General features: G+C 71.0%; 14 protein-coding genes and 1 pseudogene. 4 read left to right on the top strand and 11 right to left on the bottom strand.

Translation table 11 applies throughout. From position 1 onward, the window contains the following. Positions 1–337 precede the first annotated feature (337 nt). Positions 338–1903 carry a succinic semialdehyde dehydrogenase gene (locus Q0444_RS09570; RefSeq protein WP_299023076.1) on the bottom strand — a complete coding sequence of 522 codons (1566 nt, stop codon included), beginning with the start codon at positions 1901–1903 and terminating at the stop codon, positions 338–340. A 118-nt stretch (positions 1904–2021) separates the two neighbouring features. Between Q0444_RS09570 and Q0444_RS09565 the strand changes: the two genes are divergently transcribed. Both Q0444_RS09565 and Q0444_RS09560 read left to right on the top strand, forming a co-directional pair. After that, positions 2022–2816: a MerR family transcriptional regulator gene (locus tag Q0444_RS09565; RefSeq protein ID WP_291079433.1), complete on the top strand. Its 795-nt coding sequence runs from the start codon at positions 2022–2024 to the stop codon at positions 2814–2816. 29 nt (positions 2817–2845) lie between these two features. Continuing rightward, positions 2846–3736, top strand: coding sequence for an oxidoreductase (locus Q0444_RS09560; protein WP_291079434.1), 891 nt, complete (start codon positions 2846–2848; stop codon positions 3734–3736). Between the two features lie 4 nt (positions 3737–3740). Here the strand turns inward: Q0444_RS09560 and Q0444_RS09555 are convergent, their stop codons facing one another. From Q0444_RS09555 to Q0444_RS09545, 3 genes are all read right to left on the bottom strand, one after another. Next, positions 3741–4757 carry a hypothetical protein gene (locus Q0444_RS09555; protein ID WP_291079435.1) on the bottom strand — a complete coding sequence of 339 codons (1017 nt, stop codon included), beginning with the start codon at positions 4755–4757 and terminating at the stop codon, positions 3741–3743. A 90-nt stretch (positions 4758–4847) separates the two neighbouring features. Continuing rightward, a complete protein-coding gene (locus tag Q0444_RS09550; RefSeq protein WP_291079436.1) occupies positions 4848–6368 on the bottom strand; it encodes a phospholipase D-like domain-containing protein in 1521 nt (506 codons plus the stop codon). Next, positions 6365–7531, bottom strand: coding sequence for an amidohydrolase family protein (locus Q0444_RS09545; protein WP_291079437.1), 1167 nt, complete (start codon positions 7529–7531; stop codon positions 6365–6367). Before Q0444_RS09545 ends, Q0444_RS09550 begins: the two co-directional genes overlap by 4 nt. A gap of 135 nt (positions 7532–7666) precedes the next feature. On the opposite strand from Q0444_RS09545, the gene rraA reads away from it, so the two are divergent. Further along, the gene (rraA, locus tag Q0444_RS09540) at positions 7667–8149 is read left to right on the top strand and encodes a ribonuclease E activity regulator RraA (RefSeq protein WP_291079438.1); all 483 of its coding nucleotides are present in this window, start codon (positions 7667–7669) and stop codon (positions 8147–8149) included. A 17-nt stretch (positions 8150–8166) separates the two neighbouring features. Here the strand turns inward: rraA and Q0444_RS09535 are convergent, their stop codons facing one another. From Q0444_RS09535 to Q0444_RS09520, 4 genes are all read right to left on the bottom strand, one after another. Continuing rightward, a complete protein-coding gene (locus tag Q0444_RS09535) occupies positions 8167–8586 on the bottom strand; it encodes a hypothetical protein (protein ID WP_291079439.1) in 420 nt (139 codons plus the stop codon). Between the two features lie 73 nt (positions 8587–8659). Further along, positions 8660–9214: a hypothetical protein gene (locus tag Q0444_RS09530; protein WP_291079440.1), complete on the bottom strand. Its 555-nt coding sequence runs from the start codon at positions 9212–9214 to the stop codon at positions 8660–8662. Further along, positions 9214–9513: an RNA-binding S4 domain-containing protein gene (locus Q0444_RS09525; RefSeq protein ID WP_291079441.1), complete on the bottom strand. Its 300-nt coding sequence runs from the start codon at positions 9511–9513 to the stop codon at positions 9214–9216. The genes Q0444_RS09530 and Q0444_RS09525 overlap by 1 nt, the downstream gene beginning before the upstream one ends. 25 nt (positions 9514–9538) lie before the next feature. Further along, positions 9539–9814, bottom strand: a complete 276-nt coding sequence (locus Q0444_RS09520) for a hypothetical protein (protein WP_291079442.1) — start codon at positions 9812–9814, stop codon at positions 9539–9541. A gap of 192 nt (positions 9815–10006) precedes the next feature. On the opposite strand from Q0444_RS09520, the gene Q0444_RS09515 reads away from it, so the two are divergent. Continuing rightward, positions 10007–11752 carry a SulP family inorganic anion transporter gene (locus tag Q0444_RS09515; protein ID WP_291079443.1) on the top strand — a complete coding sequence of 582 codons (1746 nt, stop codon included), beginning with the start codon at positions 10007–10009 and terminating at the stop codon, positions 11750–11752. Between the two features lie 24 nt (positions 11753–11776). Here Q0444_RS09515 and Q0444_RS09510 read toward each other — a convergent pair whose 3' ends face one another. From Q0444_RS09510 to Q0444_RS09500, 3 genes and pseudogenes are all read right to left on the bottom strand, one after another. After that, on the bottom strand, positions 11777–13249 hold the full coding sequence (locus tag Q0444_RS09510) for a glutamate synthase subunit beta (RefSeq protein WP_291079444.1): 1473 nt from the start codon (positions 13247–13249) through the stop codon (positions 11777–11779). Then, positions 13242–17843 carry a glutamate synthase large subunit gene (gltB, locus tag Q0444_RS09505; RefSeq protein WP_291079445.1) on the bottom strand — a complete coding sequence of 1534 codons (4602 nt, stop codon included), beginning with the start codon at positions 17841–17843 and terminating at the stop codon, positions 13242–13244. The genes Q0444_RS09510 and gltB overlap by 8 nt, the downstream gene beginning before the upstream one ends. 264 nt (positions 17844–18107) lie before the next feature. Then, positions 18108–18640 (bottom strand): annotated as a pseudogene (locus Q0444_RS09500) (hypothetical protein); the annotation flags it as partial.

Here is an 18640-nt window from a genome sequence, read left to right as displayed (position 1 = left end):
CGTGGTCCATTCGCCCAGCACAACCCCCTGAAATCTGTGCACATCCGCAGCGCGGGCCATAAGGGCAGCGCATGTGGGGCCGGGTGCGCGGTGGCCGCCCGACCAGTGGCCTGCTCCGACGCCGGGTGCGACTGAACCCGCGGGGCCACCGACGAGCCGAGAAAGCCAGAAATCCACCTATCGGATCGCGATCCACCCGCGGACCTCCATAGGTGGATCGCAATCCGATAGGTGGATTCGCTCAGCGCTTCGCGGGCGGCGGGCTGCGGGCTGCGGCGCGGGCGGCGGGCGGCGGGCCGGCGGGCGGCGGGCGGCGGGCCGGCGGGCGGCGGGCGGGTCAGCGTCCCGGCAGGAGGCGCATCGCGTCCGTCGCGGGGGCGAGCAACTTCTGCCAGCGACCGCGGGGCAGGAACAACGGCCCGCCCATGTGCATCACCCGCTGGGTGGCCACGGTCTGGGCCTCGGTGTACTTGAGCAGGCCCTCGTCCCCATGCCTGCGGCCCACTCCGGAGGCGCCCATCCCGCCCATCGGGCCGGCGACCGAACCCCAGCCGGCCACGTAGCCCTCGCCGACGTTGACCGTGCCCGTCCGCAGCCGTGCCGCGATCGCCTCCCCCTCGGCGTCGGAGGCGGCGAAGACCGATGAGTTGAGCCCGTACTCGGTGTCGTTGGCCCGGGCGATCGCCTCGTCGACCGACTCGACCGGGTAGATCGACACGACCGGGCCGAACGTCTCCTCGCCGAAGCAGGTGGCGTCCTCCGGGACGTCGGCGAGCAGGGTGGGCTCGTAGAACAGCGGGCCCAGATCGGGGCGCGGCCGACCCCCGGCCAGGATCCGGGCGCCCTTGGCCACGGCATCCTCGACGTGGGCGGTCACGGTGTCGAGTTGGTCGCGGGAGATGAGGCTGCCCATCTCGGCGTCGAAGTCGTAGCCCGGGCCCACGCTCATCGACTGCACGCGGGCGGTGAGCTTCTCGATGAGCTGCGGCGCCACGGACCTCTCCACGTACACCCGCTCCACGGAGATGCACAGCTGGCCGGAGTTGGAGAAGAACGCGCGCGTGGCCACCTCCGCCACCCGGTCCAGGTCCGCGCCCGCGGTGACGATCATCGCGTTCTTGCCACCGAGCTCCGCGGAGAACCCGATGAGCCGCTCGCCCGCCTGGCGGCCCAGGGTGCGGCCGGTGGCGGTGGACCCCGTGAACATGAGGTAGTCGACGCTCCCCGCGATCGCCCCGCCCACGGTCCCGCCGGAGCCTGGCACCACCTGGAAGAGGTCGCGCGGCAGGCCGGCCCGGTAGAGCATGTCCGCGGCGGCGAGCGCGCAGAACGGGGTGATCGACGCCGGCTTGATCACCACGGCGTTGCCCGCGGCCAGGGCGGCCAGCGCGTCGGTCGCGGCGAGGTTGAGCGGGTAGTTCCACGGGGCGATCACGCCCACGACCCCCTTGGGCTGGCGCCGCACGACGGCCTTGGTCAGGCCCGGGAGCATGCCCTGGACGCGCTTGGGGGCGAGCAGGCCCGGGGCCGTCCTGGCGTAGTGCCGCGCGGTGATGAGGCAGTCCAGGACCTCCTCCTGCGCCGAGGACCTGCTCTTGCCGGTCTCGGCCTGGACGATGTCCATGAGCTGGTCGCGGTTGCGCATGACCTGCGTGGCGAACCGGGTGAGCACGGCGACCCGGTCCTCGGGGGCGCGCTCCGACCACGCGATCTGGGCGGCCCTGGCGCGTGCGACGGCGGCGGTCACGTCGTGGGCGGTCCCGACGGGGATCTCCGCCAGCGGCTCGCCGGTGAACACCTCGGCGATGGTGGTGGACGGGCGGCTCGACGGATCGGCGCGGAACTCGGGGATCGCGACCAGGTCGCGGAGGCGGTCGTACACGCGGGCGGTGGGGCGGCTCATGCGCCAGAGCGTACCGGCGTCGTCGGCCGCCGCGCACCGCCACGTTCTTGACCCCGACGCCGCGTCAGGCCCCAGGCTGGTGGTCGTTCGAGATGCTGTCGTGGGAGATGCTGTGGAGATGACGACGGGCGAGGGACTCACCGTGGGCGCGGTCGCCGCGCTGGTCGGCGTCAGCGTCCGGACCCTGCACCACTGGGACCGGATCGGGTTGGCGTCGGCGAGCGGGCGGACGTGGTCCGGCTACCGGGTATATGACGACGACGACGTCGCCCGCATCCATCGTGTCCTGATCTACCGCGAACTCGGCTTCACGCTCGCGGAGATCGGCGGGCTGCTCGACGACCCCGACGTGGACGAGCACGCCCACCTGACCCGCCAGCGCGACCTGCTGGTCGGTCGCATCTCGCGTCTGCAGGAGATGGTCTCCGCAGTCGACCGCCTGAAGGAGGCGAACGCCGTGAACACACCACTGAGTCCCGAGGACCGCGCGGAGATCTTCGGCACCGACTGGAACGAGGAGTGGCAGGACGAGGCCGCCGACCGGTGGGGCGACACCCCGCAGTGGGAGCAGTCGCGACAGCGCGCCGGCGCCCTGTCCACGGCCGAGTGGAAGGAGGTCAAGGCCGGGGCGGACGCGCTGAACTCCGACCTCGCCGAGGCCGCGCGCGCCGGCGTGGACCCCGCCTCCCCCGAGGCCGCCGCCCTGGCCGAACGCCACCGGGCGTCGATCTCGCGGTTCTACGACTGCACCCACTCCATGCAGGTCCTGCTGGCCCGGATGTACCGGCAGGACCCCCGGTTCTCCGAGACCTACGAGACGCTGGAGCCGGGCCTGACGCGGTGGCTCGAGGCGGCGGTCGAGGCCAACGCGCGGGCGAACGGTGTCGACCCCGACGCCGCCACCTGGGGCTGAACCGAGCCCCGCGCACGTAGGGTGGCGGGATGAGCAGCCGATGGACCACCGCTGACATCCCCGACCAGACCGGACGGACGTTCGTCGTCACCGGTGCCAACTCGGGCCTCGGCCTCCACAGCACCCGGGCCCTCACCGACGCGGGCGCCCGGGTGCTCATGGCCTGCCGGGACACCTCCCGCGCCGAGGCCGCCCGGGCGGGCCTGGCCCATCCCGACAGGGCCTCCGTCGTGCAGATGGATCTGGCCGATCTGGACTCGGTGCGCTCCGCCGGCGAGATCCTGGCCGGGCATCGGCTGGACGTCCTGATCAACAACGCCGGGCTCATGAACATCCCGCGGGCCCGCACCGCGCAGGGCCACGAGATGCAGTTCGGCGTCAACGTCCTGGGCCACTTCGCGCTCACCCGGCTCCTCGAGCCCGTGCTCACCGACCGCGTGGTGTGGCTCGGGTCGATGATGCACAGGCTCGGCACGGTCGACCCGACCGACCTGGACTGGACCCGGCGCAGATACGTGCCCATGACGGTCTACGCGGCCAGCAAACTGGCCTGCGTCATGCTCGCCTACGAGCAGCAACGTCGCCTGGAGGCGGCGGGCTCGGGGCTGAGGGCCGTGGCCGCCCACCCCGGGTACTCGGCCACCAACCTGCAGTACCGCAGCGGCAGCCGGATCCAGGACCTGGTCATGCGCGGGGTGGAGAAGGTCCCGTTCCTCGTCCAGTCGGCAGAGCGCGGCGCACTGCCTCAGCTCTACGCCGCCACGGTGGACACCCTGCCCGGCGGCGCGTACGTCGGCCCCGACGGGCCCGGCGAGCTCACCGGCTACCCGAGGATCGTCTCCTCCACTCGGGCGTCACACGACCGGGACGTCGCCGCGGCGCTGTGGGAGCGGTGCCTGGAGATGACCGCGACGAGCTGAACGCTCAGGCCCTCCGGCGGGAGGCCACCAGCAGGAGCGTTCCCAGCAGCAGGCTCACCGCGGCCAGGCCCGCGACCGCGGTCGTCTCGACGCCGGTGGCGGCCAGCACCCCCTGCGCGGCGGCCGGCCCCGGAGCGCCAGCCGGCCCCGGAGCGCCGGCCGGCCCCTGCGCGGCGGGCGCGACCGTGTCGATGACGGCGGCCAGCGTCGGACCACCAGTGTCGGCGCCGTCCGGACTCCCCTGCACATCGCCGGCGGGTTCCGCGGGGGGGTCGGCCACCTCGTCGTCGTCGCCGCCCTCCCGGGCCGCCTCGGCCTCCGCCCTGATCCTGTCCTGGACCTCGAAGGCGTTCTCCAGCGCGGCGCGCTGGACCGCGTCGATGCTGCCGGCCAGCCCCCCGGGGATCTCGGTGCCCGTCGCGCCCGCCGCGTCCTCGAGCAGCGCACCGCCCCGGGCCGAGCCCACCACCACGTTGTTCCAGAAGATCAACTCATCGGGGCTGAGCTGCCCCGCGTCCTGGCGGGCGGCCAGCACGTTGATGTAGGCGGCCACGGCCTGGAGCGCGAACCCGGCGATGGCGTACTCGGAGATCCGGAGTGAGCCGAAGCCGATGGTCCCCGATCCGATGGACCCGGTCGCGTTGGCGTAGACCGATCCGGGGAGGCTGCCGGACGACGCCACGGAGGCCGCCGCCGATCCGCCCGCGACGCCGACGGACTCGAGGGGCGCCACGGAGCCGATCACCTGCCCGACCGAGAGCGCGGTGTCGGGGATGATCCCGCTCCCGGTGTCCCGCAGCGCGTCCGACCCCCCGCCGAGGGCCGGGCCACCGATCACGATCTCCTCGGGGAGCAAGCCCAGGACGGCGTCGACGCTGCCGTTGCCGGTCTCCGGGACCATCGACCCCGGGGCCTCCTGCGCCAGCCCGGTGGCCGGGACACCGACCGTCGCCAGGGCCGCCGCCACGACGGCCGCGCCGACGCGTCTGGTCCGGCGTCCGGAACCTCGGGTCTGGGGCATCACAGCAGGCCTTCCGTCACGGGGCGGGCGAGTCGGCCCGCGCACGGACACGAGAGTACTACTGCAGTGTCGACCTACTGCAGTGCCGACCTACTGCAGAGCCGACGTGAGCCGCGCGACGTTGTCCACGTAACGCCCCGCCCACGGTCGGCCGTTCCACCCCTCCAGCGCGAGGGGCGCGCTCTCGTCCAGGTAGCTGTCCACCACCTGGTTGAGCTCGGCCACCGCGTCTCCTCCCAGGACCAACAGGCTGATCTCGAAGTTGAGGTTGAACGACCGCAGGTCCATGTTGCTCGAGCCCACCACCCCGCCGTAGTCGTCGATCAGCAGCATCTTGGTGTGCAGCACGGCCGGCGAGCGGAACCTGTTGATCCTCACCCCCGCCTCGAGGAGCGCACGGAAGTACGATCGCTGCGCGTGGTGGACCATGAACTGGTCCGCGTGCTCGGGGACGAAGAGCTCCACGTCGACACCCCGGTAGGAGGCCGAGGTGATGGCGTGGAGCAGGGACTCGTCGGGGACGAAGTACGGGCTGACGATCCGGATCCTGTCCTGGGCCTGGCCGATGAGCTGGGTGAACATCCGGAGGTTGGGCTGGGTGCGGTAGCCGGGCCCCGACGGGACCAGCTGGAAGGCCGTGACCGGGTCTCCGGCGGTGGGGTCGCCGGCCCCGCGGCCGGTCTCGTCCGGGGCCCGCAGGGCGAGTTCCTCCCGGATGTCGATCACCTCGCCGGACTCCGAGTACCAGTCCACGGCAAAGACGCCGTCCATCCCGCGGACGATCTCCCCGCGCACCTCCATCATGAGGTCCACCCACTCCCGCCCGAGCCGGGCGTTCCGTCTGCTCCCGTAGTGCCGTGCGATGAGGTTCTGGGAGCCGATGAAGCCGTGATGGCCGTCCACGATGAGGAGCTTGCGGTGATTGCGCAGGTCGGGGCGCCGGAACCGGCCCACGAACGGGTTGATCGGCAGCATGAGATGGAACTCGACCGGGGTCTGACGCAGCCTCCGGCGGAGCCGCTTGAACCCGCGGTACCGGAGCGACCCGAGATGGTCGACGAGCAGGCGGACCGTCACACCCCGCTCGGCGGCCGCGACGGCTGCGGTGAAGAACTCGTCGGTCTCGTCGTCCCACGACTGGGCGTAGAACTCGATGTGCACGTGGTCGCGGGCCCCCCGCACCGCCGCGGTCATCGCCTCCAGGGAGCGGCCGTAGTCCGAGTGCAGCGCCACGAACTCCCCGGACATGCAGGGGATCGCGGTGAGAGCCCGGTTCATCCCGAGGACGGTCCGGACCCCGGGCCCGATGTGGACCCCGGGCGGCACCGTCGGCCAGTCCTCGAGGGCCTCCGCGTAGAGCAGGTTGGCCTCGGCCTGGATGAGGTGCCGCCTGCCGGTGATGTACGGGTTGCCCAGCAGGAGGAACATCGGCACCCCGATGATGGGGATGAACAGGATCGCCAGGAGCCACGCCTGCGACGACGCGGGTTGCCGGTTCTCCGGGACCATCCCCAGGGCGAGGATCTTGATCGCGTACTCGGTGATGAGCAACGCCGACGTCACGCCGTCCGGGAACGGGAGGAAGTCCAGGCGGTCCACCGTGGGGTTCATGTGGCCGTCCGGGTGAGGACGGTGCCGCGCGGAAGGCCCCGGGGGTCGACGACGACGCCGCCCGTCATGGTCCAGCGCACGACTCCGGCCAGTGCACGCTGCGCGTAGACCGAGTCGGCCGAACCCAGCTCGCGGGCACGGGGGAGGACGACAAAGGCCTCGTCGTCCGCCACGGCGGTGAAGTCCGCCCGGAGCCCGCTGCGGATCTCCCCGCGGTCCTCGAGCCCGACGATCGCCGCCGACCGTCCCGCCATCCACCGGGCGACGTCGGCGAGGTCCGCTCCGCGGCGCCGCGCCTCGGTCCACACCACCGACAACCCGAGCCGGGCGGACGCCACCGCGTCGATCGTCCCGTCGCGCAGGCCGTCCCACAGGAGTTCGCGCGTGGCCGCGTCCCGGATCGGCGGATCGAGGCCGTCGACCGCCGCGCCCCCACCGGTGACCTCGGAGACCAGGGCGAGCAGGTGCGGGCTGGTGGAGGCGGTGACCGGGAGCCCCTCCGCCCGGGCCGCCCTCAGCAGCGGAAGCTCCGCCGCGTCGGCGACGGCCCGCAGATGGAGCCGTCCGCCCGTCCGGCGGCAGACGTCGAACAGGGCGGGCAGGTCGTCGACGCCGGCGTCGACGGCGAACAGGCCGCGATGGTCGGCGACCTCCACCGCCGCCGCGACGAGCTGTGCGGTGTCGAGGGTCGGCGCCCCCGGAACCCCCTTCCCCGCGGCCACCGCGGAGATCCCCAGGACGCCGCGCCCCAGCAACGCACCGAGCCTGCTGAGATTGTCGGGGACGGCGGCACCCCAGAGCCCCACGTCCACCGCGGACTCGCCGGCCACCTGGTCTCGCCACCGGTCGACGTGCTCCGGCTCGGTCGCCGCCGGGTGGCCGTCCGACCCGTAGTCGACCACGGAGGTGACGCCGCCCAGTGCCGCCGCACGGGTTCCCACCCCCACGTCCTCGGTGCTGACGTGGGGATCCACCAACCCGGGCATGAGGACCACGTCGTCGCCCAGATCGATCGTGTGGTCGCCCGCCAACCCGATGTCCCGCGCGTCGGAACCGGTGCGCACCGACGAGATCACCCCGCCGTCCACCGTCACGGCCGCCTGCTGGATCCTGCCGTCGATCACGGCGCGGCGGGCGTGGATCAGGAGTTCGTACTTCGCCACAGATCGTTCCTCCAGCATCGGTCGAGCTTGCGGGGACACCCCTCGGCGGCCATTGTCCCCCACGCCCGCGGTATTCCGAGGGCAGGTCGACGGATAGCGTGTGGGCAGACCGACCGCACACCAGGAGGGCCCGCCATGACCGACACCCCCACCGGATTCGTCCCCACCGCCGACCTCGTCGACGAGATCGGCGAGGACGTCCGCAGCTGCGACACCCAGTTCCGCGACCTCGGAGGCCGCACCCAGTTCTTCGGACCGATCTCCACCGTCCGATGCTTCCAGGACAACGCCCTGCTCAAGAGCGTCCTGGGCGAGCCCGGAGAGGGGCGCGTCCTGGTGATCGACGGAGACGCCAGCCTGCACACGGCGCTCGTCGGCGACATCATCGCCGAGCTCGGGCGGTCCAACGGCTGGGCCGGCGTGGTGGTCCACGGCGCGATCCGCGACTCCGCCCTGGTCGGCCGGATGGACTTCGGCTGCAAGGCCCTGGGGACCAATCCCCGCAAGTCCACCAAGACGGGCGCCGGCGAGCGCGACGTGACCCTGAGCTTCGGAGGGGTCGACTTCGTCCCCGGCGACGTGCTCTACGCCGACTCCGACGGGATCGTGGTCCGCTGACCGGCGTCACCGCCGGGTCAGGAACCGCCGGTGTAGGCGGCGAGGCTACCGACGGAGCCCACCGACATCTCCGCGACCGAGGCTTCGGGGCCGTAACTGCCCAGTGATCCGGGCGCGTACGAGCCCGTCGAGTTGGGCACGTCCACCGAGATCGCGACCGAACCGGCGTTGATCACGCCCGTGAGGAGGTCGAGCAGCGAGCCGGTGCCCAGCGACCCGTAACCGAGCGAGCCCAGCTGGGTCCCCACGGTCGGATCCATCTTCATGCACCTGACCAGACCGGTGAAGGTCGTGATGTCGACACACCCGCCGTCGATCTCGGTGTTCGTCGGGTTCGGCGGCGGATCGGCCTGTGCCGCGGCCGTTCCTGCACCGGCGAGGATCGTCCCCGCCGCCATGGTGGCGGCGAGGGTCGACGTGAGGGCGGTCGGGCGCATGTGTGTCCTCCGGATCAGCTCAGCGTGGAGCGGTGACGTGGCCCACAGGGTATCGCGGGCCCGACGACGTCGGTCACGCCTCCCGGCGGATCCACCGCAGCAGCGGGCCCAGTGAGGCCCGATCGGTGAGGTCGAGACCGCCGAGTTCGAGCATCGTCTCCTCCTCGGGGGTCCGATCCGGCTTCCGGCGGAGTGCCGCCAGTGCGGTCTTGATCCCCAGCCGCTGGCGGAACCCCAACTGGTCAGGGGTCACCACCCCGCGGAGCTGGAAGAGTTTGAGATCGCGCAGCTGGTCGCCGGAGAATTCGCTCGACATCAGGGCGATCCGCGCGTCGTCGGTGACCGGGGTGGGACCCACCATGACCACCGCGACGCGGCGTCCCGCCTCGACGAGCGCCTCCCAGTTGTCCTTGATGAACCCCGAACCGCCCAGTCCACCGTCCGGACGCATTCCGGTCACCAGCACGACGGTCCCGGCCACGACGAGCTCGGCGGGATCGACGGCGTCGTGGTGGGAGGAGTGGGTGTCGAACTCGTCGGCGAGCCACCCGGCGTAGCGGCGCGCGCCCGGGTCCTCATCGTGGAGCACCACCGGAGCCTGGACCGCGCCGGACCTCGCGTCACCCATCAGGACACCCCCTCCGCGCCCCGCGCGGTCACACGGGCAGCACGGCCGCCGAACGAGACCACGTCGCCGTCGACCAGCCCACGACCCCGCCGCACATCGACCTCGCCGTTGACGCTGACCGCACCCGCCGCGACCGCGTCCTTGGCCTCGGCCCCCGAGTCGAGCAACGACGCGAGCTTGAGGAACTGGCCGAGGGTGAGCTTGCTGCTCAGATCGCATTCGACGTGGTCTGCTGGTGGCCCGGCCGGCGGCGGTGTCGCCCGCCCGGCCCGGCCCCGTCCTGCGATGTGGCGGCTCATACCGCCGAGCTTAACGACCCCGCCCTCACCCTGTCGGATCAGCCGTCCGGGTCCCGTCGTCGGCGACGTCCGCGCGGCCCCGGCGCGTGACCAACGCCAGGCCCAGACCCCCTGCAACGAGGGCCGCGCCGGCCAACCCCAGCGCCACGGTCTGGACGCCGGAGATCCCGAAGACCGCCGAGTCGTCCTCGTCCTCCGGATCCCGGGCTCCCCCCTCGGGAGGGAGCGGGGGCAACTCACTGAGCACGGGCAGGTCCGTCACCACGGACTGGGCACCCGGCCCGGCCGTCTGCGCTGACACCACGGGTCCCCCGACGATCAGAGAGGTCAGACAGAGAGCGCCGATCGCGGTGGCGAAACGGCGGCGGACCATGGATGCCTTCCGTGACGGTGGCCGAGGTGGCCGAGAGTCGTAGTGAGGTCCATCTTAGTTTCTCTTAAGGTCAAGCGCCACGGTCACCCACGGGGTCACCGAGTGGCCTAGGTTCTTTCCGTGGCACGCACACCGGACGGGGACGCAGTGGGGTCGGCCCACCACGCCGGGGCGGGCCTCGCGCCCGGTGTGGCCGCACTTCTCCACTATCGGCGGGTGTGGCTCCGCGGCGACATCCTCGCGGGCGTCACGGTCGCCGCGTACCTCATCCCGCAGGTGATGGCGTACGCCCAGATCGCGGGGCTGCCGCCGGTCGCCGGGCTCTGGGCGATCCTCGGGCCGCTCGCCGTCTACGCGGCACTGGGGTCCTCCCGTCAACTCTCGGTGGGCCCGGAGTCCACCACCGCACTCATGACCGCCGCCGGCGTGGCCGCGCTGGTCGGAGCGGCAGGCCCGGAGCGCTACGCCGAGGTGGCCGCGGTGATGGCGATCGCCGTGGGCATCCTGTGCCTCATCGGCTTCCTGGGGCGTCTCGGGTTCCTCGCGGACATGCTCTCCCGGCCGGTGCTCGTGGGATACATGGCGGGAATCGCGGTCCTGATGATCGTCAGCCAACTCGGCGCCTCCACCCGTCTCCGCGTCGAGGGTGAGGCGCTGCCCGCCCAGCTCGCGTCGGTCGCCGCGCAACTCGGCGACGTCCACCTGCCGACCCTGGTCCTGTCCGCGGCCTGCCTCCTCACCCTGTTCGCGCTCCGCCGGATCAGCCCCCTGGTCCCCGGCCCACTCGTCGTGATCGTCCTGGCCGCCCTCGCGGTGTGGCTCATGGACCTCACCGACGTCGGCATCCGGGTGGTGGGCCAGATGCCGACCGGACTACCGGTTCCCCGGGTGCCCTCCCTCGCCGACCTCGACCTGCTGGCCCTGCTCCCCGCCGCCCTGGGCATCGCACTGGTCGGTTATTCCGACAACGTCCTCACCGCCCGGGCGTTCGCGTCCCGCAAGCGCGAGCGCATCGACAACAACCAGGAGTTCCTCGCCCTCGGCGTGGCCAACCTGTCCTCGGGATTCCTCCAGGGATTCCCGGTGAGTTCCTCCGGGAGCCGCACCGCGCTCGGCGACGCCATGGGCAGCCGCACCCAGGCGTACTCCCTCGTGGCCCTGACGGTGGTGGTGACGACGATGGTCGTCCTGTCCCCCGCGCTGGCCTGGTTCCCGAGGGCCGCACTCGGCGCGGTGGTGGTGTACGCCGCGACCCGACTGGTGGACGTGGCGGAGATGCGGCGGATCTACCGGTTCTCACGGATGGAGGCGTCCCTCGCCGCCGCCACCACGGCGGGGGTGCTGTTCCTGGGGATCCTCCCCGGCATCGGGCTTGCCGTGGGCCTGAGCGTGGTGGACCTGCTCCGCCGGTTGAGCCGGCCGCACGGCGGCGTCCTGGGCTACATCCCCGGCATGGCCGGCATGCACGACCTCTCGGACTACGAGACCGGCTCGGAGGTACCGGGACTGCTGGTCTACCGCTATGACGCCCCGCTGTTCTTCGCCAACGCCGAGGACTTCCGGACCCGGGCCCTCCGCGCCGTGGACGAGGAGACCACCCCGCCGCGCTGGTTCCTCCTCAACGCCGAGGCCAACACCCAACTCGACCTCACGGCCGTCGACGCGATGGAGTCCCTGCGACGGGACCTCTCCGACCGCGGGGTCGAGTTCGCGATCGCGCGGGCCAAGTTCGAGATCCTCGGAGCCCTCGAGGACGGCGGGGTACTCGAGCGCATCGGCCGCGACCGGATTTTCGCCACGCTCCCCACGGCCGTCGAGGCCTACACCCGGTGGCGGGCCGAGCGCGACGGCGCCCCGCCCGCGTAGCGGGCGGGGCGGGCGGGGCGGTCCTCAGCGCTGGGCGACGTCCGTGGGACGGACCGGCGCCGGGAGCGCCGTCTCCCCCATGAGGAAGCGGTCGACGGACGCCGCCGCGGCACGACCCTCCGCGATCGCCCACACGATCAGGGACTGACCGCGACCCATGTCACCGGCCACAAAGACGCCGTCGACGTCGGTGGCGTAGGTGCCGTCCCGGTCCACGTTCCCACGGTCGGTGAACGTCACCCCGAGATCCGAACACAGGCCGGACTTCTGCGCTCCCGTGAAGCCCATCGCGAGCAGCACCAGGTCCGCCGGGTACTCGAAGTCGGTCCCCGGCACCGGCTCGAAGCGCCCGTCGACCATCTTCACCTCGGACCCCTTGAGCGCGGTGACGTGACCGCCCTCCCCCAGGAACTCGGCGGTGGAGACGCTGTAGACCCGCTCGCCATTCTCCTCGTGAGCCGACGCGGTGCGGAACATCAGCGGGTAGACCGGCCACGGGGTCGAGGCGGCACGGGTGGCGGGCGGCCGGGGCATGATCTCGAAGCTCTTGATCGACTTCGCGCCCTGGCGGGTGGCGGTGCCGAGGCAGTCCGCCCCCGTGTCGCCGCCGCCGATGATGATGACGTGCTTGTCCCGCGCGTGGATCGCGGGCAACCCGTCCGCGTCCACCACGGGATCGCCCACCGCCGCCTTGTTGGCCAGCGGCAGGTAGTCCATCGCCTGGTGGATCCCGTCGAGCTCGCGGCCCGGGACGGGGAGATCCCGCCGCATGGTCGCCCCACCGCACAGCACGATCGCGTCGAACTCCGCCCGGAGCTGAGCCGCGGTGATGTCCTTGCCCACGTTGACGCCGGGCCGGAAGACCGTGCCCTCCGCCTCCATCTGGGCGAGCCTGCGGTCGACGACCGACTTCTCCATCTTGAACTCGGGGATTCCGTAGCGCATGAGGCCCCCGATGCGGTCGTCCCGCTCGAAGACCGTCACCGAGTGGCCGGCCCGGGTGAGTTGCTGCGCGGCGGCCAAGCCGGCCGGCCCGGAGCCCACCACAGCGACCTTCTGGCCCGTCCGGAAGGACGGGACGATCGGCTCCATCCCGCCGTCCGCCCACGCCTGCTCGGCGATCTCGACCTCGATCTGCTTGATCGTCACGGGCTCCTGGTTGATGCCCAGGACGCACGACCCCTCGCACGGCGCCGGGCAGAGCCGGCCCGTGAACTCGGGGAAGTTGTTGGTCGCGTGCAGCCGGTCCACCGCCTCCGACCACTGCCCGCGGTGTACCAGGTCGTTCCACTCGGGGATGATGTTGCCCAGCGGGCAGCCCTGGTGGCAGAACGGGATACCGCAACCCATGCACCGGGAGGCCTGGGTCCGCAGCGCGTCCTCGGGGAGGACCGTCGACTCGTAGACCTCCTTCCAGTCCATGATTCGGAGGTCCACCGGCCGACGCTGCGGCAGCTCCCGCTCGGTGTGCTTGAGAAAGCCCTTCGGGTCAGCCATTTGCGGCCTCCATGATCGCCTCGTCCACGTTGCGTCCGTCCTTCTCCGCCTGCTCGATGGCGAGCAGCACGCGCTTGTAGTCGCGCGGCATGATCTTGGCGAAGTGATTCACGTTCTGCGCCCAGCCGGCGAGGATCTCCCCGGCCCTGGCCGAGTCGGTCTCCTCGGCGTGCCGCTCCACGATCCCGTGGAGGAACTCGACGTCGTCCTTCGTCAGCGCCTCGATGTCCACGAGTTCGCCGTTGAGATTGCCTGGCAACTCGCCGTGCGGGTCGTAGAAGTACGCGACACCGCCCGACATACCGGCCGCGACGTTGCGCCCGGTGGAGCCGAGCACGACCACCTTGCCGCCGGTCATGTACTCGCACGCGTGGTCCCCCACGCCCTCGACCACCGCGGTGACGCCCGAGTTCCGGACGCAGAACCGCTCCCCCACGATCCCGCGGAGGAAGATCTCGCCGCCGGTGGCGCCGTAGCAGATCACGTTGCCGGCGATGATGTTCTCCTCCGCCACGAAGTCGGGGGCGGCGTCGAGGGCGGGCCGGACGATGATCCTCCCGCCGGACAACCCCTTGCCCACGTAGTCGTTGGCGTCACCGAACACCCGCTGCGTCACGCCCGCGGCGAGGAAGGCACCGAAGGAGTTGCCCGCGGATCCGGTGAAGGTCAGATCGATCGACCCGTCCGGGAGCCCGGCCGCGCCGTGCGCCTTGGAGATCTCGTGGCTGAGCATGGTGCCGACCGACCGGTTGACGTTGCAGATCGGGTACCCGCCGGTGGCCGGGCCCGAGGACGGGTCCGCGATCACCGCGCGGTGGTCCGCGATGAGCGTGTTGTCCAGCGCCTGGTCCAGCTTGTGGTTCTGTCCCTTGGTGCACCGCAGGTCCTGATGCATGAAGGGGGATTCCGCCTGGGCGAAGATGGGCTCCAGGTTGAGCTTCGCCACGCGCTTGTTGTGCGCGAACGCCCGGGACTTGTCCAGGCACTCGGAGTGGCCGATCGCCTCGTCGAGCGAACGGAAACCGAGCTCGGCCAGGTACTCGCGGACCTCCTGCGCGATGAACTCCATGAAGTTCACCACGTACTCGGCCTTGCCGTTGAACCGCTCCCGGAGCACCGGGTTCTGGGTGGCGACACCCACCGGGCAGGTGTCGAGGTGACAGACCCGCATCATGATGCAGCCGGCCACGACGAGCGGAGCGGTGGCGAAGCCGAACTCCTCGCCGCCGAGCAGGGCGGCGACGATCACGTCGCGTCCCGTCTTGAGCTGGCCGTCGACCTGCACGACGATCCTGTCGCGCAGGCCGTTGACCAGCAGGGTCTGCTGCGTCTCCGCCAGGCCCAGCTCCCACGGGCCTCCCGCGTGCTTGAGCGAGGTGAGCGGCGAGGCGCCGGTGCCACCGTCGTGACCCGAGATGAGCACCACGTCGGCGTGGGTCTTGGACACCCCCGTCGCCACCGTGCCGACGCCCTGCTCCGCCACGAGCTTGACGTGGATCCGGGCCTCCGGGTTGGCGTTCTTGAGGTCGTAGATCAGCTGCGCCAGGTCCTCGATCGAATAGATGTCGTGGTGCGGCGGGGGGGAGATCAGTCCCACGCCGGGGGTCGAGCCGCGCACCTCGGCGACCCAGGGGTAGACCTTGCTCGGCGGGAGCTGTCCACCCTCGCCCGGCTTGGCGCCCTGGGCCATCTTGATCTGGATGTCGGTGCAGTTGGCCAGGTAGTTGCTCGTCACGCCGAACCGGCCGGAGGCGACCTGTTTCACGGCCGAGCGCCGCCAGTCCCCGTTGGCATCCGGTTCGAACCTGTCGACCGCCTCCCCGCCCTCGCCGGAGTTGGACCGGGCGTGGAGACGGTTCATGGCGATCGCGAGGGTCTCGTGCGCCTCGGCGGAGATGGAGCCGTAGCTCATCGCGCCGGTGGAGAACCGCTTGACGATCTCCGACACGGGCTCGACCTCGTCGATCGGCACCGGCGCGCGCGTCCCCCTGAGGTCGAAGAGTCCGCGGAGGGTGGCGAGTCGCTCCGACTGGTCGTCGACGAGTCGGGTGTACTCCTTGAAGATCTCGTAGCGGCCGGACCGCGTCGAGTGCTGGAGCTTGAACACGGTGTCGGGGTTGAAGAGGTGATACTCACCCTCACGCCGCCACTGGTATTCGCCGCCGATCTCGAGCTCGCGGTGCGCGGCCTCCTCGGGTCGCGGCAGGAACGCGAAGCGGTGCCGCCGGGCCACGTCGTCCGCGATCTCGTCGAGACCGATCCCGTCGATGGGGCTGATCGACCCGGTGAAGTACTCGTCGCACAATTCCTGCGAGAGTCCCGTGACGTCGAAGAGCTGGGCGCCGGTGTACGAGGCGAGCGTCGAGATCCCCATCTTGGACATCACCTTGAGCACGCCCTTGGCCGCGGCCTTGCGGTAGTTGGCGCAGGCAGTGCCGGTGTCGACGCCGGTGAGGTCGCCGGTCTTGACCAGCTCGTCGATCGACTCGAAGGCCATGTAGGGATTGATCGCGTTGGCGCCGTACCCGAAGAGCACCGCCATGTGGTGCACCTCGCGGGCGTCTCCGGACTCCACCACGAGGCTGACCCTGGTCCGGGTCTTCTCCCGGACCAGGTGGTGGTGGACGGCGGAGGTGAGCAGCAGCGACGGGATGGGGGCGTTGCGCTCGTCCGACTCCCGGTCGGAGAGCACGATGATGCTCGCGCCGTCCTCGATCGCGTGCGACACCTCGCGACGGATGCGATCGAGGGCGATGCGCAGTCCGCGCCCGCCGTGGGCGACGTTGTACAGTCCGCGGACCATCACCGATCGCAGACCCGGGTGGGTCTCGCCGGCCTGCATCAGGGTCGTGAGTTCGGTGTTGCCCAGGATCGGGTTGTCCAGCCTGATCTGCCGACAGGAGTCCGGGCCCGGGTTGATGAGGTCGCCCTCGGGACCGAGAGTCACGCCGTAGCTGGTGACGAGCTCCTCGCGGATCGCGTCGAGCGGAGGGTTGGTGACCTGGGCGAAGCGCTGGGCGAAGTAGTCGAACAGCATCCGGGCACGCTGGGAGAGCACCGGAAGCGGGGTGTCGGTGCCCATCGAGCCGATCGCCTCGGCACCGCTGGCCGCCATCGGCGTGACGAGGATGCGGAGTTCCTCCTCCGTGTACCCGAACACGCGCTGCCGCAGGACCACCCGCTCGTGGGCCATGTACGGCTGCTCGACCTCGCGGAGGTCGTCCAGGTGGACCATGCCCTCGTCGAGCCACTGCTGGTACGGGTGCTCGGCGGCGAGCTGGGTCTTGATCTCCTCGTCGTCGATGATCCGACCCTGGGCGGTGTCGACGAGGAACATGCGACCCGGGCGGAGCCGGGTCTTGGTGACGATCTTGTCCTGCGGGATGTCGAGGACCCCCACCTCCGAGGCCATCACGACGAGCCCGTCGTCGGTCACCCAGATGCGCGAGGGCCGGAGGCCGTTCCTGTCGAGGACGGCACCGATCACGGTGCCGTCCGTGAAGGTGATCGACGCCGGACCGTCCCAGGCCTCCATGAGCGAGGCGTGGTACTCGTAGAACGCCCGCTTGGCGGGGTCCATGGTCTCGTGCCGCTCCCACGCCTCCGGGACCATCATGAGGACGGAGTGGGGCAGCGTCCGGCCGGCCAGCGTGAGGAGTTCCAACGCCTCGTCGAAACGGGCGGTGTCCGACCCACCCGGCGTACAGATGGGGAGCGCCGCGGTGAGGTCCTCGATGTGCGCGCTCGACATGAGCGATTCCCTCGCGCGCATCCAGTTCTCGTTGCCGCGGGCGGTGTTGATCTCACCGTTGTGGGCGACGTAGCGGAACGGGTGGGCCAGCGGCCAGGCCGGGAACGTGTTGGTGGAGAAGCGGGAGTGGACGATGCCCATCGCGGATTCGACGCGCTCGTCCTGCAGGTCCAGGTAGAACTCGGGGAGCTGCTTCTCGGTGAGCATGCCCTTGTAGACGAACGTGCGGGGGCTCAGCGACGGGAAGTACACGGTCTCGGAGCCGAGGTCACCCTTACCCGAGCCCTTGTAGCCGAGCTCGTGCTCGCAGCGCTTGCGGACGACGAAGCATTTGCGTTCCAGCGCGAGACCGGTCAGCAGTCCGCCGTCCGGGCCCGCGGCCTTGACAAAGATCTGGTTGATGCTCGGTTGCGCGTCACGCGAGATCGCGCCGACGGTCGAGTCGTCGACTGGGACGTCGCGCCAACCGATCACCGTGACGCCCTGCTCGGCGGCGATCCTCTCGACCATCCGCATCGCGTCCATCGCCAACATGCGGGACTGCGGGAGAAAACAAAGGCCGGTCGCATATGCACCGGCCTCAGGAAGTTCCACGTCGTGCTCCTCGCGCATGACGTCGCGGAGGAACCGGTCAGGTACCTGGATCAACAGGCCCGTGCCGTCTCCGGTGTTGGCCTCTGCACCGACGGCCCCGCGGTGTTCGAGGTTCACGAGCGCGGCGATCGCCTTGTCGACGATGTCCCGGGACTGCCGTCCGTACATATCCACGACAAACGCGACACCGCAGGAATCGTGTTCGTATTCAGGGCGGTACAGGCCCTTGGGGCCGGGAGTCGTCATCATCTGCTCGCCTTCGCTTGTCGACGGGAAGACTCCGTGGTGGCTGGAGCACCCGCACTCAGAGGACCGAGGTGCTCTGGCCCGGAAATAATATGGGAGAAAGGGGCTAGTCGCGCAATTCGGTTTCGTCAAACCCAGTCCATCGACGTGGGATCCCGATTCCACCTTGTGAGATTTCTCTCAAGCCTGGGTCGCCCGGGTCCCGAAATGGATGCGGGCCCCGCTCCGAGTGGTGCACTCGGGGCGGGGCCGTTCGCCTCCCGCGGGTCAGCGGATGAAGGGCAGGGGCGGCAGCGTGACCCCGGCCGGGAGCGCGATCTCGTAGTCACCGAGGGAGCCGGACATGACGGTGGCGCGAGCCGCGCCGACGACGCCACCGCCCGCCGTTCCGGACTCGCCACCTCGACCGTTGGGCGCGGTCGGGCCCGGGGCGGGCGGCGCCTCGGCGACGGGTTGGACCAGAGCCGGTCCCGCGATGGCGGAGCCCGCCAGCGGTGGGAACCCCGGAAGGACGGGCAGCTGGATGTTCAGATTCGCGACCGACTGCTGGATCATCGGAGCACCGGCGATCGATCCACCGATGAGGACCACCGGCAGCAGAATCGGCAACGACCCCGCCGCCGAGGCGGTCGTGGATCCGAGCGGAGCCAGCGAGCCCGAGGACAGTTCGCCGGAGCCCTCGCCCGAACCCTGGCCGGACGCGGACTCAAGCGATCCCTCGTCGAGAGAGCCCTCGCCGGACCCTTCACCGGACCCCGACGACAACTCACCCAGCGACTCACCCTCACCCGAACCCTGAC

It is taken from the genome of uncultured Dietzia sp. (genome assembly GCF_937873725.1).
Taxonomy (GTDB): Bacteria; Actinomycetota; Actinomycetes; order Mycobacteriales; family Mycobacteriaceae; genus Dietzia.
The sequence above is the reverse complement of the archived record's forward strand: the minus strand, read 5'-3'. Positions and strand labels throughout refer to the sequence as shown.